Source organism: Chroococcidiopsis sp. CCALA 051 (assembly GCF_003015105.1).
Taxonomy (GTDB): domain Bacteria; phylum Cyanobacteriota; class Cyanobacteriia; order Cyanobacteriales; family Chroococcidiopsidaceae; genus Chroococcidiopsis; species Chroococcidiopsis thermalis.
Genome location: NZ_PYCI01000016.1, coordinates 1 through 22560 on the forward strand (window position 1 = coordinate 1; position 22560 = coordinate 22560).

General features: G+C 44.2%; 18 protein-coding genes. 2 read left to right on the plus strand and 16 right to left on the minus strand.

The window, feature by feature from the left end; translation table 11 throughout:
* Nucleotides 1-564 (plus strand): AI-2E family transporter (locus tag C7Y66_RS05740; RefSeq protein ID WP_146149740.1); only part of this gene is annotated, 564 nt, incomplete at its 5' end.
* A gap of 159 nt (nucleotides 565-723) precedes the next feature.
* Entirely contained in the window at nucleotides 724-2412 is a 1689-nt protein-coding gene (locus C7Y66_RS05745; RefSeq protein ID WP_106544825.1) for a glycosyltransferase family 39 protein, read from the plus strand.
* A gap of 858 nt (nucleotides 2413-3270) precedes the next feature.
* On the opposite strand, the gene C7Y66_RS05755 is transcribed toward C7Y66_RS05745, so the two are convergent.
* From C7Y66_RS05755 to C7Y66_RS05825, 16 genes are all read right to left on the minus strand, one after another.
* On the minus strand, nucleotides 3271-4227 hold the full coding sequence (locus C7Y66_RS05755) for an NAD(P)-dependent oxidoreductase (RefSeq protein ID WP_106544826.1): 957 nt from the start codon (nucleotides 4225-4227) through the stop codon (nucleotides 3271-3273).
* 169 nt (nucleotides 4228-4396) lie between these two features.
* A complete protein-coding gene (locus C7Y66_RS05760; RefSeq protein ID WP_106544827.1) occupies nucleotides 4397-5716 on the minus strand; it encodes an NAD(P)H-dependent oxidoreductase in 1320 nt (439 codons plus the stop codon).
* Nucleotides 5717-5807: 91 nt separating this feature from the next.
* Nucleotides 5808-5975: a hypothetical protein gene (locus C7Y66_RS30895; RefSeq protein ID WP_158265872.1), complete on the minus strand. Its 168-nt coding sequence runs from the start codon at nucleotides 5973-5975 to the stop codon at nucleotides 5808-5810.
* Between the two features lie 485 nt (nucleotides 5976-6460).
* A complete protein-coding gene (locus C7Y66_RS05765; RefSeq protein WP_146149741.1) occupies nucleotides 6461-7795 on the minus strand; it encodes a GDSL-type esterase/lipase family protein in 1335 nt (444 codons plus the stop codon).
* 136 nt (nucleotides 7796-7931) lie between these two features.
* Nucleotides 7932-9263 carry a GDSL-type esterase/lipase family protein gene (locus tag C7Y66_RS05770; RefSeq protein WP_146149742.1) on the minus strand — a complete coding sequence of 444 codons (1332 nt, stop codon included), beginning with the start codon at nucleotides 9261-9263 and terminating at the stop codon, nucleotides 7932-7934.
* 2 nt (nucleotides 9264-9265) lie between these two features.
* Complete coding sequence (gene rfbC, locus C7Y66_RS05775; RefSeq protein WP_106544830.1) at nucleotides 9266-9814, minus strand: dTDP-4-dehydrorhamnose 3,5-epimerase; 549 nt, start codon at nucleotides 9812-9814, stop codon at nucleotides 9266-9268.
* An 88-nt stretch (nucleotides 9815-9902) separates the two neighbouring features.
* Nucleotides 9903-10652 (minus strand): DapH/DapD/GlmU-related protein, encoded by a 750-nt coding sequence (locus tag C7Y66_RS33225; protein WP_106544831.1) that lies wholly within the window; start codon nucleotides 10650-10652, stop codon nucleotides 9903-9905.
* Between the two features lie 191 nt (nucleotides 10653-10843).
* Nucleotides 10844-12025: a glycosyltransferase gene (locus C7Y66_RS05785; protein WP_106544870.1), complete on the minus strand. Its 1182-nt coding sequence runs from the start codon at nucleotides 12023-12025 to the stop codon at nucleotides 10844-10846.
* Nucleotides 12026-12177: 152 nt separating this feature from the next.
* Nucleotides 12178-14028 (minus strand): heterocyst formation ABC transporter subunit HepA, encoded by a 1851-nt coding sequence (hepA, locus tag C7Y66_RS05790; RefSeq protein ID WP_106544832.1) that lies wholly within the window; start codon nucleotides 14026-14028, stop codon nucleotides 12178-12180.
* Between the two features lie 160 nt (nucleotides 14029-14188).
* Complete coding sequence (locus C7Y66_RS05795; protein ID WP_015152801.1) at nucleotides 14189-15016, minus strand: class I SAM-dependent methyltransferase; 828 nt, start codon at nucleotides 15014-15016, stop codon at nucleotides 14189-14191.
* Nucleotides 15017-15059: 43 nt separating this feature from the next.
* On the minus strand, nucleotides 15060-16757 hold the full coding sequence (locus C7Y66_RS05800) for a GMC oxidoreductase (RefSeq protein ID WP_106544833.1): 1698 nt from the start codon (nucleotides 16755-16757) through the stop codon (nucleotides 15060-15062).
* A gap of 65 nt (nucleotides 16758-16822) precedes the next feature.
* Complete coding sequence (locus C7Y66_RS33230; protein ID WP_015152803.1) at nucleotides 16823-17590, minus strand: DapH/DapD/GlmU-related protein; 768 nt, start codon at nucleotides 17588-17590, stop codon at nucleotides 16823-16825.
* A gap of 4 nt (nucleotides 17591-17594) precedes the next feature.
* Nucleotides 17595-18437, minus strand: coding sequence for a beta-1,6-N-acetylglucosaminyltransferase (locus tag C7Y66_RS05810; protein WP_233222544.1), 843 nt, complete (start codon nucleotides 18435-18437; stop codon nucleotides 17595-17597).
* Between the two features lie 285 nt (nucleotides 18438-18722).
* Nucleotides 18723-19583, minus strand: coding sequence for a glycosyltransferase (locus C7Y66_RS05815; RefSeq protein WP_106544835.1), 861 nt, complete (start codon nucleotides 19581-19583; stop codon nucleotides 18723-18725).
* A gap of 173 nt (nucleotides 19584-19756) precedes the next feature.
* Nucleotides 19757-21400 carry an FAD-dependent oxidoreductase gene (locus tag C7Y66_RS05820; protein WP_106544836.1) on the minus strand — a complete coding sequence of 548 codons (1644 nt, stop codon included), beginning with the start codon at nucleotides 21398-21400 and terminating at the stop codon, nucleotides 19757-19759.
* Entirely contained in the window at nucleotides 21390-22556 is a 1167-nt protein-coding gene (locus tag C7Y66_RS05825) for a thioesterase domain-containing protein (protein WP_106544837.1), read from the minus strand. The genes C7Y66_RS05820 and C7Y66_RS05825 overlap by 11 nt, the downstream gene beginning before the upstream one ends.
* Between the last annotated feature and the right edge of the window lie 4 nt (nucleotides 22557-22560).

Sequence of the window (22560 nt, forward strand, 5' to 3'; positions counted from 1 at the left end):
AATTTTCTCAATTTAATTCTGATTGCGGTAGTTTCCTTTTTTATGCTGCTCGACGGTCAACGGCTTTGGAGCCTAATCTTAAAGTCTGTACCGAAAAATCGGCGGGCAAGATTTGAACTTATTGTGAAGCGGAAATTTTCTGGTTTCGTACAAGGTCAACTCATTTTAATGTTATTCTTAACGACTTCTAGCTTTATAGTTTTCTTAGTATTAAATGTACCTTTTCCTTTAATTTTAGCAGCAATTGTAGGGGTATTTGATGCAATTCCTGGGATTGGAGCAACTTTAGGAGTTGGAATTATTTTTCTAATTGTTTTATCTCAAAATGTCTGGCTGGCATTAAAAGTATTAGCTGCTTGTATTATTTTGCAGCAGATTCAAGATAATTTAATTTCTCCTAGAGTGATGCAAGGTTCTTTAAACGTTAATCCAGTCGTCATCTTTTTTGCTTTATTAGTAGGAGCAAGAGTAGCAGGATTATTAGGTGTTTTTCTAGCTATTCCGATTGCTAGCGTGATTGTCAGTTTGTTTGAAATTGATGAAATGAAAGCAGAAGTGTCTTGAATGTCATTGGTCATGGGTCATTTGTCATTTGTGACGAGTTTTTATCGTAGGATGGGCATCGTCCACGCTACCAGTAACATAAAGATTTTTAAACTAGGGGATGTGACAACATGAAACCATACGTCTTTAGATGAAAATCTAATATATAACGGTTTTTTAATGCATCGTTCCCTCACTAGCAAAAATTCCACTTGGTTGCAGAGGTTTCTCGTAGCTATTTTAGTTTTAGGTATATTTTTTCGCTTAATTAACCTCGATCGCAAAGTTTACTGGTTTGACGAAGGCTTTACTTCTTTAAGAGTTGGCGGTTATGTGATTCGAGAAGTCGTACAGCAGACTTTTAACGGGAACATTATTGATGTTAGCGAATTTCGGCAATATTTAAGTCCAAATCACAACCGCAATTGGCTAGATACGATCGAATCGTTAGCAATAGAAGATCCACAACATCCACCACTTTATTATTTAATGTTGCGTCAGTGGATGCAATGGTTTGGTAATTCGGTGACAGCTATCCGCAGTTTGTCGGCTGTTACTAGCTTACTTGTATTTCCTTGCATCTATTGGCTGTGCCGAGAATTATTTCCATTATCGCCCTTAACGGGATGGATGGCGATCGCTCTAGTGGCTATTTCTCCGTTTCACGTCCTCTATGCTCAAGAAGCGCGACAGTATAGTTTATGGACTGTAACAATCTTACTTTCTAGTGCTGCTTTATTACAAGCAAAGCGCTGCTACAGTCGGTTGAATTGGGGAATTTACGCGATCGCGATCGCATCTGCTCTATATACATTTTTATTTTCTGCTTTTGTAGCGATCGCGCACGGAATTTATATATTTGTAAGTGAAAATTCGAGTCGAAGGTGGCGCTGGACAAAAACAGTTCGAGCTTATTTATTTGCGACAAGTATAGCATTAGCAATCTTCACCCCTTGGATCGCGATCGCCATTCATAACTATGGCAGATTGAGAGATTCAACGAACTGGATATCCGCAGCTAAAATATCTGCTTGTCAGCTAGTCTTTTCGTGGGGAAATACGGTAAAACTAATTTTTTTCAATGTCACTAATTTAGACTTTTTAATCTTGCCATTGACTCTGATTTTAGTCGGATATGCAGCCTATTTCACCTATCGGTTTTCCGAACGTAAAGTTTGGTTGTTTCTGTTCACTCTATTTGGAGGTACAGCCTTATGTCTGGCAATTCCAGACTTTATCACTCAGGGACAAAGAACGCTACAAGCTCGATTTTTAATTCCCTGCTATCTCAGTATTCAAATTGCTGTTGCTTATCTTTTTACTACTAAAATTGCTTCCCCCCATTTTCCTCAATGGCAAAGAAAAATGTGGTTATGGATAGCGATCGCTGTCTTCACAGGTGGGATATTTTCTTCTACTAAAATTGCTTACTCAGAAACTGCATGGAATAAAGGTAAAAATCAAAACGATCTTGAAATTGCTCGAATTATCAATCAGGCTGCTCGTCCGCTAGTCGTTGTCAGTAATTATCAATCTCTGTACGATTGTAATGCTACTTATTTATTTTCTTTTAGCCATTTTCTAAATCCAAACGTTAAGCTTTTGCTAGTCAATCAAAAAAATATTGAAATCAATGCAGATCAATTCAGTAATGTATTTTTATATAATCCCTGCGGTTTGACAGATTTTAAATCTAGCTTTGCCAGGGAGTTTTTAGCGCTGATAGCTCAGCTTAAAACAGAGCAAAATTATATAATAGAGCCAATAAATGTCGAACAGTCTAATGTTATTTGGTCATTAAAATCCGTGCAACGAACTATAGAGGGCGCACAGCCGTGCGCCCCCTACAAATGTATTTTACCTGCATAAGAAACGCTATAATTATAGCCTAGCCCTTCTTAAAAGATTCAGCCCCTAGATTTGACTTTTAACCTTGTAATCTGTCCTCAAAACTTCCGAATAGCCAGTTGTTAATTTTGCTGTATTGATTGTCTGTTGTTTTGTAGTTTTTGGCATGTTGAAAAAAAAGTTTGTGAAAAGCCTAAAGCAGTAAATAGGAATTAGCAAAACCCAGAAAATAGTTGCTACAATTAAAATTGTAAAAGCTAAAAATCTATCTTCCACTGAAGGATTGGGCTGGCGATGAAAGAAGGTCATCCAATTCATCAAAAAGTAGCAACTGCCAGCTAAGAAAATGCAAATTGATGCTGCAATGATAGTGTTCATGCCAAATTTCACGGTTTTAGGTTAAACAGCGGTCACAAATAGTTCTTGAGATTTGCTATTTTGACGGTCATGCGTCATTTGCTAATTGCTCATATATTTCTCATCAGGGCTTTTCAGCTTAAATGAGACGTTAGACTTAGCAATCTGAGATAACTTGAAAATCGCTAGCAATCGCGTTATTGAATACACGTCATCGGCTTTTTATATTGTTTTTATTATTACTAACAACAATCGAGCGATAACTCTCCTTGCAAACAGTTTATGACAGATGAAGTTGCGATCGACTCAAATTAACTTCAAATTAACTATTTTATGATTTGGCAGCAACCGCAAATTTGCCGATCGGTGAAATTATCTATATTTGTAATCGGGTGAAATTACGGAAAATCTAAAATTTTTAGAAAGATTGCTGAAAATTGACATGTGTGAACTCAGGGAATAACCGTAAGGGAGCAGAAAGATAGAAATACTCGCTACTCCTTCACGAAAACCCTCATTGCTTTAGGCTATTGACACAGTATGGAAAGGATAGTTGTCTGACCGATGGTAGGGCGATCGCGTCAATGTAAAGTGACTTTGGATCGAATCGGTAAGAGTAAAGAAATTTAATAATTGTTCCGCACCTTGCCGAGGATTCCAACCACATTGAAAATCAGGGAAAAACTGATGAATCTTGTCAAAAGTCATAAATAGACCGCGATCGCCAAAACCATGATGCCCAAAGCTAAAATTCTCAACTTGAAAAACTTCTGCTACCATAGCAGCAATTTCTATCAGTTGATAGTTATGATTTGTATCACCAACATTAAAAATTTGTTGATGAACGAGAGGACGCGGTGCTTGGAGAATGCAATTGATAATTTGGCAGATATCTAGAACGTGGACGACAGGACACCAAGATAGACCCTTGCCAGGAATATTAATCTTGTTAGCCGTCCAAGCTAATCCTGCCATATTGTTGAGAACGACATCGAAACGAATGCGGGGAGAAGCACCGAAAGCTATTGCCGGACGGAGAATTGTCGGCGAGAATTCTGCCGAGGCGATCGTCAATAGATCGCTTTCAATCGCAGCTTTATAAGTAGCAGAAGGAGTTTGAGGACGAACGGGAGATTCTTCCGTGACATATTCTTCCTCACCCGCACCATAAACGCTACAGGACGACAAATAAATAAAGCGACTGACTCCAGTAGCTTTGGCTAAGTTTGCCAAGTGCATAGCATCTCTGTAGTGGATGTTACAGGCGATTTGCGGATGCAAGGCTGGATTCCCGCAGATTTCTCCCGTATGTATGACTGCGTCAAAATTTTGCAAGTCGGTGACTGCCAGCTCAATCAAAGATAAGGCAGCGCCACCGTTCGCTTGACTGACGCTAATCACCTCATGACCTTGTTGTGTGAAGCAGGCAACAACAAGGGAACCTACATATCCTTCAGGATCGGTAACGAGTATTTTCATGGTTTTCCGATAGCACCCTTGAATATCAGTTGTCAGTTGTCGTAGGGGCGGGTTTAACAAATAGATAGACAACTCAGGCAGTTTTTCTTCAGTCAAAACCCGCCCGTACAGTCGTAGTCGCAAATCACAACTAATTCCGAATTCCGAATTCCGAATTCCGAATTCTCCTTTACACTGCTACAGGAGATTTTGCGGTTGGCTGAATGCCGAAATACGCTTCTTGTTCTGCCCGTAATTGGTCGCACAGTCTACCTGTGGGGAGTTCTACATCGTCGTAAGTGAGAACTTTATCTTTTGGCAGATCTCGCTTCAAGCGACAACCAACAGCCAAACCCATCGGTAAAAGATTTTGCGATCGCACCACGTCGGCATTTTCGCATTGTCCGTAAGTCATGTACTCGCCAATGCCATCGAGAGTTTCTCCAGCTTTGAGGTCGATCTTGGCAGTGGTAACAACTTCGACTACAGCACCAGCAATCGGAGCCATAACAGGATCTTGACATAAAACCGCCCGCGCTACTGACAAGGGAACTTCAAAGTGGCAGAGATGGTAGGGAGTGTAAAAACTGTAGAGAGGACCTTCACCCAACTTGTAGAGATTGAGATAGTGTCTCTGTTTTGGGTCGTCGTGGGTTCCAAAGACATATACCCCTGGACCAGGTTTAGCACCAACGGCATAATCGACAATCCCACCTAATGCTTTTAATTGGTCAAGATCGTATTTATTGGTCATTTCGTCTACATGACCGTCATGATAGTAGCCCAACATCCCGCGCTTGGCAACTTGCATACCTGTAGCATTAGCCACGATCGCCTGCTCGAAAGAAATCTTGGTTCCGTCAGCAAAACTCGTTACCATACAAGGGTTTTGTCCCCAACGCTGAGCAAAACCAGCTTGGGTGGTAGGATTGCGGTAAGGATCTTGCAGTCCTTTAATGTTGCCGCAGACGAGCGGAGTTAAACCGATACTCTTGACAAAACGGTAAAGATTCATCTGCACGCCTGGTTGGTCGCCATCGCAAGCAGATAAGATAACCCCAGCGCGATCGGCATAGACTTTGAGGATAGGACCGATCGTCCCGTCGAGTTCCGCATTCATCATAATTACATGCTTGCGGTGGGCGATCGCCTTCATGACGACATGCGCCCCAAATTCTACCGCGCCCGTGACTTCAATCAAAGCATCAATGCCCGTAGCTTGACACAACAGCATTGCGTCATCTGTGACGGCATACTGTCCGGCGGCGATCGCTGCTTCTAAGCCAGATACAGTCTGGACGGCTTTTGCGTCATCTATTCCCGCTTCCCGATAAGCACGCATGGCTTTATCGACATCGCGGTTAAAAATCGCCACCAGTTCCATACCTGGGACGGAATTGATAATTTGGTTGGCAATACCTCGTCCCATAAAGCCAGCACCAATCATCCCCACCCGAACGGGGTTACCTGCTTCTGCCCGTGCTTGTAAAGCGCGATCGACAATGATCATGATGTATGTTCCTTAAGTCAGTTATCAGTTATCAGTTGTTGTAGGGGCGGGTTGAGCCAATCGATGAACGACTGAGATAGTTAGTCTTCGGTCAAAACCCGCCCGTACCAGTAGGGGTGGGTTGAGCGACAAGACTCACACTCACAGCGGTAAATTTTTGCTCATAGCGGTTTTCAATTGGATGCAATACACGTCTGGTAGGGGCGCACAGCTGTGCGCCCCTACAAATGTCATCCACACAATCGAGAATTGCTATCAAAACCCGCCCTTGCAGTAATGTAAAGGAATATTTTCATAGTATTTCTACAGGAGATTTTGGCATTCCGGTCTTACATGAAATTGCATTATAGTTATCGTTTACACGTCTCTAACATAGACAGGAGTTACGCACTTGAAGTTACAGATCTCGACGATCCCTCCTAACCTCCCTTAAAAAAGGAGGAATAAAGCCCCCTTTTTAAGGCAATACGGTTCAGTTAACCGCGATCGCTCCTCGAAGATCCAAACTTGTCCTCCTTAAAAAGGAGGGAATCATCGCCCCCCAATTTATCGGGGGGTTGGGGGGATCGTCTTATCTGAACCGTATTGCTTTTTAAGGGGGTTGGGGGAGCGACTGCGTAACTCCTGATAGATTGAAAGTGGTTTTTGGTTTATGGTTCCCAGGCAGTGTAGCTTTAATGATGAAATACAAAAAAAGGAGCAAAAAGCCCCTCCTGTAAGAGTTTTACTCAGCGATCGCCTCAATTACGCCACTATACTAATTTGAGTTGGACTGAGGTTAGGCAAGCCACTGAACTGAGCGATGGTGACAGCTGAGTTCACTCCAATACCATCCGCATCAAAACTCAATATGCCCGTAGCGGTATCGTATAAAAAGTTAGCATTATTGCCGAGAGATTGGGGATTATTGCCACTAACAAACGTACCAGTAGCAGCAGCAGTTAAACTTAACATTGCCCCAGCTGTTAAACCACCACCGAAACCGCTAGCAGAGAATTGAATTAAATCGTCGGTGGCGTTAAAGTCAGTAATCGTATCGCCGCCATCTGTATAGGAGCGATACACGAAAACATCTCTCCCACCGCCACCAGTTAGCACATCCGCCCCAGCGTCACCCGCGATCGCATTTCCCACCGCATTCCCGATCAGCGTGTCATTGTAGCTAGAGCCGTCAATGTATTCGATATCAACGAGCGTGTCGCGATCGACCGCGAACGTGCCTTGGCTGATACCTAAATCTTGTAGGGCTTCGTACCATAAACTAGCAATCTTACTGTAACCCGTCGTTGTGGGATGCAGCCCGTTATCATCTGGTGGTCTAGAAATATCGTCCGTCGTCAGAGAACTCATATCGACGAACTTAACTTTTTTGCCCTCTGCTAGCTTTTGCTCTACAATCCCAGGAATGGCTGCATTATACTCCGCTATCTTTTGTACCCGTTCCTGATTGTTAGCTGGTGGAATGGTGGCTACAAATACATAAGTATCTGGGGAATACTGGACGATTTTGTCAATTAAATTGCTCAGTTCTTGGGACATTTGCCCTACAGAATCTCCGTAGGTGTCATTTGTGCCAATTGTTAATAGAACAACATCTGGTTGGGCAGTATTCAGCCACTCATTAACTTTGCCGTCGATCTGGTCAATCGTCCAGCCACCATGTCCTTCATGGTCTTTATCGCGGAGAGTTGTAGGTCCATTAGACAGGGAACCAACAAAATCTATACTAATTCCATTAGCCTGCAATAACTCCGACAACTTCAGGCGATAGCCGCCTGAATCAGGATTGACATCACTGACAAAACCATAAGTAATTGAGTCACCCAGGGGCATTAACTTGGCTGTGCGCGTCGCTATGCCTGCATTGAGGTCAACAGTAACACCACTGGTAGCGTTGAAATAACTAACCGTGTCGATCCCCGCGCCACCATCTAAAGCGTCTTTGCCCGTACCACCAATTAAAATGTCATTGCCAGTTCCTCCAACCAGCGTGTCATCGCCTTCCCAGCCATAGATGATACTGTCCTGGGCATTGCCTTGTAAATTGTCAGCAGTTTTAGTACCAAATATTTCCGGCAAAACTCTACTCCCCACACTAACTGGTTGACTGTTCTATCCGCACAATTACACCTATAGATAGATGTAACAGCTAGATAGCTACAGAATCAACACGGCGAAGAGTATTTCCGCACCTTATGCTTTAGTTTTACCGAAATTAAGCAATAATTTGGATTTGCTGCCAATTCAAACTAGGTAAGCTCCTGAGTCTGGCTATGGTAATAGCTGCATCAATCCCAACTCCATCTTGGTCAAAACTCAGGATGCCCGTGGCAGTATTGTAGAGAAAGTTGGCGCTTGTACCCAGAGCGAAGGGATTATCGCTACTGACAAAAACACCTGTTGCTGCTTCTGTCAAGCTCAAAGGCGTACCTGCAATTAAGCCACCACCAAAATTAGCAGCAGAGAATTGAAAAAAGTCATCTGTACCAAAATCGGTAATGGTGTCGCTACCATGATGAGACGAGCGATAGATAAAGGTATCTATACCCCCACCTCCAGTCAGAATATCCCTACTTGCACCACCTTCTAGGACGTTATTACTAACATTACCTAATAATTTATCCCTATAAGCCGTACCAATAACGTTTTCGACACTGCTTATGGTGTCGCGCTCCACGATCGCGTCATACCATTTATTCCCAATTTTTTTGTAGCCTTGAGAACTGGGGTGAACGCCATCTGACCCGAGATCGTCAATGGTTAAACTACCCTCTGCATCTACAAAAGCGACTTTTTTACCTTGGCTAACTTTATTGTTAACCAGTTGGGGAAGCAGAGCGTTAAAGTCTTCAGCGTTTTCTGCTGCTTCTGGTTTTACACCTTTAGATCCATTTGGATCGATCGGTGCAATGGAGGAAACAAAAATCTGCGTGTTGGGTGACTGTTGCGCAATGCGATCGATCAGGCGGCTCAGATCGCCATACATTTCATTGACAGAACTCGATCCCGTATCGTTCGTGCCAATCGTTAGTAGTATGATGTGCGGCTGATAGGTTTTGAGTATACCCGTGTCGAGTAAAGCAGAAATCTCATCAGTCGTCCACCCGCCATGTCCCTCATGGTCTTTATCGCCAAGACTAGTAGATCCATTGGATAGCGAACCCACAAAATCTATGCTCAAACCATCCGCGACAAAATTTTGCCATAACTGAATTCGGTAGGCTCCTGGAGTCGGTTCGACACTGTGTCCGCCTGCGGTCTTGGAATCGCCAAGAGGCATAATTCTCGGCGTTCCTGACGTTCCATATATCGGTGCTAAAATAACACCTCGATTGAGATCGGCTACAATCCCCCTGGTGGATTGGCTGTAGTCTACGGTATCGATACCGTCACCGCCAATCAGACGATCTTTTCCCTTACCTCCGATGAGAATATCGTTACCTGCTCCACCATCAATAGTATCGTCACCCCCAGCTCCATTGATGATGTCATTTTGGCGATCGCCACGCAAAGTTTCGGTAGCTTCAGTACCGTTAATCGCGCTCAACTCTAGACTCCTACACTCACGGGTTCTAATAGTAAAGACCAAGTTGCATCCTTAGGCGAAATCTCGGTCACAGGTAAGCGCCACTCAATCGCCAGCGCCGGATCGTTGTAGCGCAGTCCTTTTTCGTAACCTGGAGTGTAAAATTCGCTCACTTGATACACGACTTCAGTATTAGGCGTGAGGGTCTGATAGCCATGAGCAAACAAATCCGGTACGTATAAAGCTCTGCGATTCTCTGCCGAGAGTTCTACGCCAATATGTGACAAATATGTCGGAGAATCAGGACGCATATCGATAATTACGTCGTAAATTGCACCTTGAGTACACCGGACTAACTTAGTTTCTGTAGCTGGGGGAGTTTGATAGTGCATCCCCCTGAGCGTGCCTTTTTTGTGGTTAAAAGACAAATTACACTGAGCGACAGTTGGCTTTAATCCGTGGTCGATAAATTCCTTCATGCAAAAAGTTCGAGCAAAGAAACCTCTGCTATCAACTCGCTCGTCTAAGTCAATAATGAATGCGCCTTTGAGTTTTGTTTCGATAAATTTCATGAATTTCTCCAAAAAAATTGCAATGAATGTCTATAACTAAACCCGAACTCTCCGTCCTCATCTTGAGATTTAAAGCAGTGCTTTATCTCTACAATTTGTTGTCAGCATCATGTCGTTGAGAAATTACCTTAGCAGGTACACCCACTGCCACAGAGTAAGGTGGAATATCTTTAGTTACCACAGCTCCTGCTCCAATGACACTTCCTCTACCAATGGTTACTCCATCAACAACTCTGACTCCACTACCCAGCCAGCAATCATCCTCAATGACAATTCCCTTTTCTTTGTAAATAATTCCTTGTCCTCTGATGGGACGAGTGCAATCCGAAAAATTATGATTGCCAGCATAAATTCCGCCATGAGAAGCAATCAAACAGTTGTTGCCAATGCTGATAGATTTACCAGACAAACAGGTATAGGGACCGATGTGAGTATTTGCGCCAATCTCAATCGTACCCATACGATGAACTTTGATATCAACTCCACGTTCAATTAATGTCCCATCTCCGATCCGAATTCTGCTGTTGTGAGCGGAGCTTTTTAAGCGAACGCCAGACTCAAGGGTAACCGAATCTCCAATCCAGATTTTGCTCGTTTTCCCGACGTTTTTTAAGATAACTCCAGACTCAAGCGTAGTTCTGTTTCCAATTTCGATTCCATGAGGACGTAGAAGTTGAACGCCTCGATGAATTTGAGCAGATGTACCTAATCGCGCAAAAATAGTGCGATAGATCGGCATTTTTAAGATCGAAAATGGAATCCATTCTATTAATTTAGTTGCTAAAGCTTCTTTCCTATAGAGCCACTTTGAAAAAGACAGATCGTTGACGAAATCCATGATGCTGTATCTCTCTACTGAGTTCTAGTTTGCCTATTTTTCCCATCCAATCTTTCACCATTGAAATTTTTCGTTGCCTGACAGCGCATTTATGATTGGAATAGCTAGTGAGAAATTCTATAACTTTGCTTCAAGATACTACATAACTCTTTAATTTTAGGCAAAGAAGCATTGACAAACGAACACTTAATTTAATTAAGTGCAGCCCGACCAGTTGTTAATTCTCCACTTTCAGAATTTTGAGTTTCTTTCGGTGACAACTTAGGAGTAGCCTTGCTTAATACCTGTTTCAAGACTTCTTGATACCGCACAGCATTGAATGTGTTTGTAACTTTTTGACGACTCTGTTCCCAGTCCACAGGATAAGCTACACCGTGAATAATATTTAAAATTGACATGACAATAGAGTCAGCCGAAGGTTCGCACGTCCAAAAGTCTACTTCAGGGTCAAAAAATTCGGTCAAGGCAGGAGCATTCATAGTTAAAATTGGAAGTCTCATAGCAAGAGCTTCATTCAATTTATTTGGGAGAGCATGGCGTGCTGCATCTCCATCTCCGAAGATACCTAATGCTAGATCGCAGTTCTCGACTAAATATTTAGGTAAAGAGCCATCAGCAAAGTTGAGATCTTTTCTGAGAAAAACACAATCTCCAAGATTGGCTTGCTGAATCTTCTCAGCATAAGTGGAAAAAATAGGTCGATCTACACCAAATAAATTGCAAGTAAACTTAACTTCTTTTTCCTTTAAAGTTTGCATTGCTTGCAAAATTTTGTCTATGCCGTGCAGTGGAATAAACGTTCCCCACCAGCAAATTCTAAGTACGCCATCCTGCATAAAACTTCTTTGATGCAGTAGCGTGGTAGAAGTATTGCAGTTAGGAGCGATAAAAACCTTACTGCGATCGACCTGAATGTCGAGTAGTTTTTCCCAATATACTAATTCGTAATCGGCGCTATGGATCAAATAATCCGATTTAGTAAGAGCCAAAATATCGAGTTCCTTAAAGGTTTTGGCTCTTCGATCGTCAACTTCAATCATCTTGTATTCTTTTACATAATTGTCGTAAAGCGAGATATGCATTTCTACGATTAATTTTTTACGCAGCAGCTTAGCAACCCAAAGAACATTTTTGATATAAATGGTATTTTTGGGCAGCAAATATATCGCATCGGCAAAGATAGCCTTAACAAAAAAGTCGATCCAAGAAAATAGAGTTAAGAACTTGTTGCTCGTCCAATAAAAGTCGGGATTAAATTGAGCAATACAATATTGCGATCGCTGAAGCAGATCGATTAAGACCTTAGAACGATAATTGACCGGAAAAGATTTTCCATATAGTAGAATTTTGATTGCCCTTGTGTTAGTTGACACAGTTGTTTCAGTCCTGAGTTGAAATAGAGTGTAGGGTGTGAGGACAAGTCGCTCTTTCGCAAGTCGCAAGTCGCAATTAATTGATAACTGATAACTGTTAGCTAACCACCACCAATTACCAATTACCAATTACCAATTACCAAAATCTGGTGTTAGCTCATCTGACTGACTTCATGTTGCATTTGGTGATACTTCCAGAGATTGCCGCGCTGTTGCAGCAACTCTTGATAAGTTCCTTGTTCGAGAATTCGTCCTTGTTCTAGCACGACAACCTTATCGGCGCGAACGATAGTAGAAAGCCTGTGAGCGATCGCAATCACCGTGCGCCCTTGAGATAGCTTTTCTAATGATTCTTGAATCAGCCGCTCGGAAACGGAGTCTAAAGCACTTGTCGCCTCATCTAAAATCAAAATATCTGGGTCGCGTAACAAGGCACGGGCGATCGCCAATCGCTGGCGCTGACCTCCAGATAATCGTACTCCCCGTTCTCCCAATTGAGTATCAAAGCCTTCAGGTAGTTTATGGATAAATTCCAGTGCGTTAGCGAGTCGAGCCGCTTCCCAAACCGCTTCTTCATCTACTTCTTCTAAAGCGTAGGCAATATTGTCTCGCACGGAAGCATTGAAAATAAATGTATCCTGACTGACTACAGCTAGCTTGCGACGCAGCGATTTAATATCATATTCTTTCAAGTCAATGCCATCAATGAAAACTTGCCCTTGAGTTGGGTCGTAAAATCGCGGAATTAAATCTGCCAACGTCGTTTTGCCAGCACCAGAAGATCCAACTAATGCCGTCATCTCACCACGGTTAATTGTCAGCTTGATGTTATGCAATACTGAATGTTGCTTGTCGTACCCAAAATCTACAGACACAAACTCAATTGCTCGCTGTAACTTGGAAAACTGAAGTTTGCCATTGCGTAAATAGGTTTTGTTATCAGTCCGCAATAGCTCTTTAATATTGCTGAACGATCCCTGAAAACTACTGAACTTCGCCCTGGCTCCATCTAATTGACGGCGAATTGGCATTAGACGTAACAAGACAAACAGAAATGTCAGCAAACCTGCTGGTTGCAGTTGTCCGTTTGGGATTAAGACAGCAAATGCTAAGAACAAAATGCCAAACAGGATAAAAGTAGCTATCCCTTCCGAGACAGGTTCTACTAATGCTTGGGCAGCTCTAGATTTAGTACTAGCTTGCAATAGTTGCAAACTCGCATCGTGAAATCGCTTGCGCTCGAAGTCTTGGGCAGCGAAAGCTTGAACGGTGCGAATTCCATTGATAAATTCCAACGCTACTGAAACATACCAGCGTCGAGCCTTTGTGGTAGCAAAACTCGCTTCTCGGATCTGCCCTAATAGACTGGTTATCCCCACCGATAGTAAGCCGAACAGCATGGCTGTAATTGCCGTCAGCTGCCAGGACAGCATGAACATGGAGATCGTATATGCGATGAGAGTCGAACCCCGCGTGAAAAAAGTAGCCAGGACATCAAAAGCCAGCGTAATTTGATTGACTTCGCTCGTCAGGCTGTTAACTAAATTTCCCGCACGGGTCTTGGTGAAAAAACTCAAGCTGAGTGCTTGCAACTGCTCGAAAACTTGCAAGCTTAACCGATATCCTAAAGTATACTGAGCCGTAAAAACGTAAAGCCGTCCTAAGTAGGTCAAGCCCAACCGCAGTAGAGTTGTGAGCAGAACTAAAGCAGACGAGCGGAAGAGTCGCTCGCTAGTAGAAGCATTGACCGCTAAAATCCACACATCAAACCAGCCCACCCCAGTTTGAATTGGTTTGGCGTTGGGATTGAGTACGCTATGTAAGACAGCTAAGATAAACCCAACTCCAAAGCCCTCCAATACTGCCGCTGACAAGGTGAAAACTGCTGCCAGAATTGCAATTTGTCGAAAGTGCTTGAACTCGCGCAGGATAAAATAATATTCTTTCCAAAAGCTCGTAGCTACTAGAAAATTGCGAACTGGCGTGGGAAGTTTGATGTGCATGTGCTTTCTAGATATAAGTCAGAAGTCAAAAGTCAAGATGGTAATGGGTAATTGGTAATGGGTAATTGGTAATGGGTAATTGGTAATTGGTAGTTGTGCGTGGTGCGTGCTTCAATTGCGACTGCGAAAGAGCGACTTGCGACTTGATAGCTGCTCCCTGCTATTTAGCTATTAGCCAATTAGAAAAAAGCCTACGTAGTTTATTCAAACCATGCTGCGGCTGAGCAAGATAAAGGGTTGTATGGTAAACAAAGCTCACCATGCCGCGTTCGTCTGCCCAACGAGCGTGTAATTCCTGCAAATCCACAAGTAGTTGTCGATGCGCTGCTCCCTCTTGAGGGACAAATGATTTACTGAGCGCGTAACCGACTGTCCCCACCAAATCTAACTCGTGCTTGTAAGTAAAAGTATGGCGACGGACGCGCCCGAAATGCGAACTCGACATCAAGATCCGAGCGACTGAGTTTTGCGGCTTGGTCGTTGGTAGCTCGCTCATTGATGCTTTCACGAGGCGATCGAACTCTACAGAAAATTCGTCATCTGCTGCTCGTTGATTCCAAGCGATCGCCAGTCGTCCAGATGGTTTGAGAATGCGGTGAAACTCTGCTAGGGTTGGCTGAGGATTAAACCAGTGAAAAGCCTGAAAAGATGTAATTAGATCGACCGATGCGGTTGGGAGATGAGTTTGTTCGGCGCTAGCATCGCAGAATTTCACCAAAGGATGATTTTGGGCGGCGGTTCGCATTGAAGTATTCGGCTCGATCGCCCAGACGTGGATACCGCGCTCTGCTAGCAACCGCGAGGCTATACCCGTACCAGCTCCAACATCTGCTGCTGCTAGCTGCGATGGTTCACCCAGTTCTCTCAAAATAGTATCGATGACGTTGGGTGGGTAAGTCGGTCGATACTTGGCATAATCTACTCCGCGCTCGGAAAATGCGCTGAGTGGATCGATCTCGTAATATGCTGAATTATTTGCAATCGTCATGAAATTGCTTAGTTTGTAAAAATGTAGTTGTATTTGTTGTTCGCTACTGGACGTGCAACAACTGCTCGTTGCCTATGGCGATCGCATCTAGTTTCATCACATGTTTAATCCGATCTGCCAGTCGCATTGCTAAAGCAACAATAGTCAGAGTTGGATTGGCAGCACCCCCAGTAGGAAAAACAGAACTGCCTGCGACGTACAAATTAGCAATGCCATGAATACAGCAGTTTTCATCGACCACACCTTGTTTGGGATCGACGTGCATTCGCGTTGTTCCCATGTGATGCATTCCACCGTAGTACTTGGGTTTAGTACGTCCGGTCAGTTCGCGCCATGACTGAAACTGACCGAGATCGGCTTGAGCAATTTCTGCTCTAAGGATTTCTTCTACCTGCAAGTTGCTCTGATTTTCTAGCTCGCTCGAATGCCAGCGGATGTGTTGTATTCTTCTGAGTCCCAGGCGATCGCGTTCCTCGCCTAGCGTGACTCGAATGTCTGGATTCGGTATTTGCTCCGTAGCAGCCCAAACTTCAAACGCACCAAATCTTTTTTCATTATTTTGAAAGTACGACCAACCGCCCTCGCTAATGCTATAGGGCGTTTCTTCGATATTAAAAGTGCGTCTATAAATATGAGACTTGATTTCATCTATACCATCAATTGCTACTTGCAAATGCGATCGCGCCTCTGGTACTTTGCCCCGTCGTATTGATGAGAGAAAAGTTTTCAGAGACTTGACAGCAGGTGACTCGTATGATAAAGATTTCGGTACGATAATTAGACTCGTATTTAATAATTGCTGCTGGCGCATCACTGCGTCTGTCAGACTCAGTTTGCCCATAACTAAAATGTTATTTGCCCAGCGGAGATCGTATAATGCTGTTGAATTAAATAACTGTCGATCTTTCGGTCGAAACACGCCAATTTGAAAAATTGGATGTTCCATAAAAAATCTGCCAACCAGATCGTTTTGGTTGCCTAATCCAACATTTTGAGTCTTGTTTGACAGCAGCAACAAGCGAGCATTTTCAATTCCACCCGTGGCAAGAACGAAGATTTTGGCGGCTACCCAAAATTGATTTCCCGACAAACAAGCGACTCGAACGCGAGTTATCGCTTTAGCCGTATCGTTAGTTTCAATCTCGACAACATTCGCATTGAGATAAGTTGTAATGTTTGGCGATCGCGCAATTTCGCTTTTGAGTTCGTGCGTGAAGACGTTGCGCGGTCCAAACTGATACATGGTCGTTTCAAGTCGCCCCTCAGCTAAAGGTAGCCGTGGAGTGCGATCGTCTTCCCAGTCTTCTGCATGGTAAGCGAAGGGTCGCAGTCGGCACAGGTGTTGAGCGCGTTCGTAAAACGGATCGAGGTGAGATTTATCAAACGACCAGCCACTATATGGCAACCAATTTCGCTGTTCAAAATCGATTTTGTCTAGCGGCAGCAGTCTGACGCTGTAGTGGTTTTCTCCGGTGCGATCTCTCCAGCGGTTAGCAGTGCCACCAAACTGACGACAGCGAGACCTGTCAAGCTTTTGTTTAATTTCTTCAACTATTCTGCCCTGGGAGAGAGACTGCGTGGCTTCATCCAACTCGGTTCCCCCGCTTTCGAGCAAACAAACGCGAAAGTTTTGCGATCGCAACTCATGTGCCAGCGTAGTTCCAGCGGGACCAGTACCGATGATGCAAACTTCGCTGTCAATGACTGTATCTTCTGGTAATGTCCTAGCATCAACAAACATAATAAATTTGGCGAATCAAATTCGCGGCTACACAGACAAAACCCGCCATGCGGGTTGAATATCTTCTAATTGCTGGGGCTGGGTACGAGATTTGACTCTGCTAAACTACTGCGCAGTTTCACGACACGGGCAGGCACGCCCAAAGCGATCGCGCCTTCCGGTATATCTTGCGTCACAACTGCACCAGCACCAATGACAGCACCCTTACCAATGCGTACCCCATCTAGGACGATGACCCCAAAGCCTAACCAGACATCATCTTCGATCGCGATACCTCCTTTGGTTTGTAAAGGTTGCTTCGCGATCGGCAGATCTGGTGCGATCGCATGATCGTAGGGATAGAAAGCACAATTGGGGGCAATCAAGACATTGCTGCCAATTTGAATTGCTGACTTGTAGGCTGAAAACTGGCAGCGGGGTTGAACGGATGTATTCTCTCCGATTTGCAAACTGCCACCATTCCCCGTCTGAATGCAAATATCCTGATGCAGGCGCACCCGATCGCCTAACTGAACTGAACCACTATTGCGATCCTCAAAAATCAAAACGCGATCGCTAATAAAAACGTTAGCGCCGAGTTTTAATTGGGAGTGATACACGGTGGCACTAGGCGCGATATATCCTTTTGAGTTGTATTGAGCTAAACGACGACGCTCGTAGTAAGGTGGAATGAACCAGGTAGCAAGCCAAGTAGCAAATCGCCCAAAATAGCCTAATCCAGCAAATTTCATCCAAAAGCGCGACCAGATAGTTACAAGAAAGCTGAGTAATTTATCTGGTTGTCTTATTTTGCCAATTTGAGTCCAGATATTTTGAGTTAAACTGCGATCCATATATTCAGTCACAACTGTTACTCTTTTGAATACGTTCGGGTGCAAGTGGAGAATTATTTAAGGCTTGAGCGTCAAGCAAATCTAATATTTCACTATCTATCTCGGCATCAAATTTTCTGGCAAAATGAAAATTACCGTTGGTGACGATCGGATAATCTTTAACAGTTAGCAACCTAGCATAACCGCCAAGTTCTAGAGGATAGTCATGATAACGCTTGTCATCATTACAAAGATTGAACTGCTGACTATTGACTAACACAGTTTGAACTAGAGATTCTTCAGGACCGATCGTTCTTTTGTAATACCTCAATATGTCAGGATGTTCGTTCAAGTAGTTCATTAAAAACTTGATACAGGCTTGAGAAAGAGTATTCCAGTGCCATCCTCTGTAACATTTAAAATTGCGATTGAACGGAGTTTTTGTTTTCAGTCCGATCATAGAGTATCGCCATTTTACAATCAGCGGTGTGTAGTGTTCAATTTTTCCAGAATACTTTCTTAGTAGCCAAGCGGCTGATTCTGGAAGTTGGATATACTGATTGAAAAATCGCTGAATACTCTTCTCATTCCAAGCGGACTTTTCTGCCAGCGGATCGTAATAGCGGATAAAGCCATCGTATTCAGTTTGAGCCAGAAACTCCTCAGTTTTAGATATGGGTTGAGTTGGGTAATCTTGACCGGAAAGACAAACTAACCAATCAAAATCAGATTTACGAGCGAGTAACCAATTAATTGCATCTAAATAAATTTCTAAAATTGAGGAATTACCTCTTGCAGCCGATTTATTTCTTTTGATTATCTCAACTTCCGAGTAATTACCTACATCTCTTATATCTAAGTTAGACACACTAAAGTCATGATTAACCAAGATTATAGAGTTAGGGCTTTGTTTTTTAATAGTCCGAATTAGACGATAAATTTGCTGTGGATTTCTGTGACTTTGAATAAAGTAACATACCTTCATTTTTCTGCATGGTTAGATAAGTGAACGATGCAGATTGCCCCCCTGACAGAAGCCAAAATAACTTCGCCTTATTTGTGATTTTCATTCTTGTTTGTAGATGCTTACCGTGTAATTAAAATACTATTTCGACATGTAAGGGCGCACAGATGTGCGCCCTTACCCTTTAAACTAAAGGGCTAAAACTTGATACTTGATACAACCTTGCAAGCGTCCCCAGCGGCGAGCAAAATGTGCCACCCATTTCATTCGGTTTTGCTGAGAAAAAATTTGCGGAGATTGCTTTAATATGCGCCACCAAGACTTTAAGCCTGCTTTCCAGGAAAGTTTAGGCATCCCTAGCGCTTTGTATTTTTTGTACAGCAGCACGTTGTACTCCCCTGCAAGGCGCGCCTGACGGTAGATAGCTCTTAAGCGATCGCGCAAGCGGTAATGAACCACTGCTTCTGGGACAAAATGGAGTTTTATGCCAGCAAGTTGCACCCTCCAGCAATAGTCAGTGTCTTGCACTTTGAGCATAGTTTCATCAAATCCACCAACAGCTTCATGGATCGAGCGCTTGATCCCAAGGTTACTACTAGAAGCATGGGGTAGATAAGGGGGATGGCTAGTAAGCAACTCATCTACCTGAGTCAGCGGGCGATACGTGAGCGTCCAAGGTTCGTTGAGTTTTGTGTACTCGCGCTTGCCAGCCACAAAATCGTGCTGGGAGAGCGCTTCGCCCATAGCCGATACCCATCCAGCAGCTACCTCATCATCGGCATCGCAAAACGCCAATGCCTCACCCGCAGCCACAGATGCACCCACATTTCTAGCGTGTGCCGCACCTTGCCGATCGGATGAGTCCACAATCTGTAGGTTAGGTAATCTTTCCTGATATTGCTCGGCGATCGCGACTGTTTCATCTGTCGAACCGTTATCGGAAATAATAATTTCCCAAGGTTGATACCACTGTTGGGTTGTCAGTGCTTCAAGTTGACCGGAAATAGTGCCAGCTTCGTTGTAAGAGGGAATGATTACACTTAGTTTCATAACTCTTTTTAGATGCACCCAGTTTGCGTTTGACGTTTAATCTTGTGCTAGGCGACTTTAAATAGCGATTCTCGTTAGATCGCCATAAATCGTAGGGGCGCACATCTGTGCGCCCCTACTTGCGGATCTCATCCTATGGAATAAGTCGCCGACACAACAACGGGTCGAGCAAGTTATCCGATCGCTCCTGCTGTGGCTTCAGCACGACTCATCTGCTCTTGAATTCGATCTGCTAGCCGAATGGCTAGAGCCACAATCGTGAGTGTAGGATTGGAGAGTCCGCTGGTGGGGAAAACGGAACTACCAGCGATATATAAGTTGTGAATTCCATGCACTTGACAATGCTCGTCAACCACACCTTCCCTGGGGTTGTGACTCATGCGAGTTGTGCCGATGTGGTGGTATGAACCGCGCAGCGATCGCCAGGAAGCGTCATCGTCGCCCATTTCAATTTGCATTTTGCCAAGTCCAGACCGCTCGAATTCTGCCGCAATTAATTGCTGCGATCGCTTAATCGTATACTTGTCAATTGGACTCAAACGCCAGTCAAGCTGGACGCGATTCATCCCTAATTTATCGCGATCGCGGCTGAGGGTAATTCGGCTATCGGGATTCGGTGCTTGTTCCCCAATTAAATGGGTATCGCAACTATTAAATTGTCGCGCCGCAATGGATTGCTGAAACAGTTTTTTCGTCATTCTGTCAGCAAAGCGATTGGGACGGCTAGCGACTTTGATGAAATCTGCGATCGTCGAAGCCTTACCAACGTTCTTCCGTCCTTCTGCAATGGAGGGAAAAGCTTTATGTCGGACTGTCTGTTGAGTTTGCGATCGCAATCGCTTGTAAGCTTCTAACCATTCATCAATGGCTAATAATCTCAAGCCAAAATTCAGAATCTGTTCGCGTTCTTGCACTTCTTTGGACAAGCCTAAGCCTGTTGCCAGAAATGTTTCACCCACGGGAAACTTAATTCGCGTATATAACTCAGCTGAATTGGACAATTCGGCTTTGCCAGAAATTAAATAGGGATGCTCCATGAAGAATCTGCCTACCAAATCGTATTGGTTGCCGACTCCACCACTTTGCACCCGGTTGGAAGCTAGGAGCAAGCGAGGATTTTCAATTCCACCCGCCGCTAGCACGAAGATTTTTGCTGCTACCGAGAACTGTTTGCCATCCGAGCTTGCCACCCGCAGCCGCGTTACGGCTTGAGCGCTGTCGTTGGTTTCAATCTCCAGCACGTTAGCGTGGAGATAGGTAGTAATATTACTCGCCTGCTCGATCTCGGCGCGATAAGCTTCGCCAAAGCGTAAGTGGGTTGATGGAATAATCTGCCACAAATAAGTAGCCAGCTGCTCTGTAGTTGCGGGGACTTGACATTGTTGCGCTAACGCCTCTTGCCAGTATGCCAAATCATATTCAAACGGACCCAAATGACAAGCAGCTTGCGCCCGTTCGTAGTAGGGGTCTAGCTCCGCCTTCGGAAAACACCAACCGCTATAAGGCATCCAGGGACGATGCTCGAAGTCAATTTCATCCATCGGACGGCTCCAACCGCCCCACAAGTTGGTCGAACCGCCGAAATAGCGCCCGCGTGCTTCTTTCAAGGGAAAATAAGCTAGACCAGTATTCTCGCCCGCATACAGCGATTGAATCTGTTCCTCATAGTCAAATCCGCCACTTTCGAGCAAACAAACTTGTTCGGGGCGATCGCGTAATTCGCGTGCGAGCGTAATTCCTGCCGCACCAGCACCGATAATACAAATATCTGTTTCTACCAGACTTTCTGCTGGTAATTTCAAAGCATCAACTAACATGATTACTCCCAGTCAATTCTGCTATATTTAATGCGGCATCTAAGCTAGCTCTTAATTTCTCGGTCAAGCCTGCGACATGAGGCTCTTTGAGCATAGAGCCGTGATGACCGGAAACGTCGTGGCTTTCCACTTCTCCGACGAGATTCCCCCAGCCGTATTGCGGATCTCGGTCGTACCAATCATCGGGTGTGGGAAAATCTCGTCCCATGTAGTACCACCCCATCGGCGGTTCGCTAGCGCGAAACAAAGTCACCTGACCTGGGTATACTTGCGGTACGTAAGCTTTGACTGCACGCCTGATACAAATTCCTATATATCTTCTTTTCCGTTCGTAGGGCCAGTTCAGCCAGTTAATTCTGAATAATTGATATAGCCGACAAACATTTTTGTTGTATACTCTCAGCCATGCACTTCTGAGCATTTTTAAAGGATATTTGGCTCCCAGTCGGAAAAAGTTGCGCCAGTGACGCGCCAGTCTTTCTGAAATTGATACTGGTGGGAAACTGCCAGGCACAAAGGTATCAAACAAGCCTAAAAAAGCGACTTGCTCGCCTTCTGCGTGCAACTGCTGGGCGATCTCATACGCCACCAAGCCTCCAGAAGAAAAGCCGCCTACAAAGTAAGGTCCTTGCGGCTGGACGGTACGCATTTCTTGAATGTAGAAAGCCGCCATCTCTTCAATTCGATCTAGGGCTTCTTCTTTACCATCGACTCCGCGCGCTTGCAATCCATAAAAAGGCTGCTCTGCTCCCAAATGGTTAGCTAATTCGTTAAATACAAGTACGTTTGCGCCATTACCATGAACGCAAAAGAAGGGTGGTTTCGAGCCATTTGGTTGAATTGGCACGAGGGAAGACCAAGAGGGTGATGTTGTTTCACCGAGAACGCTTGCTAGTTGTTCCACCGTGGGAGACTGGAGCAAGGTAGAGAGGGAAAGACTTTTGCCAAATGTTTGCTCGATTTGAGCGAATAAACGGACGGCGAGTAGCGAATCTCCCCCAATCTCAAAAAAATTGTCTCTGATGCTGATGGGCGTAATTTCTAAAAGCTGTTCCCAGATCTCGACCAGTTGAGTTTGGGTAGAATTCTGGGGTGCTACATAGTCTGCTTCTAAATCGGATTGGTCTAATCTAACTGTTTGGGCAGAATGGCTCATAATA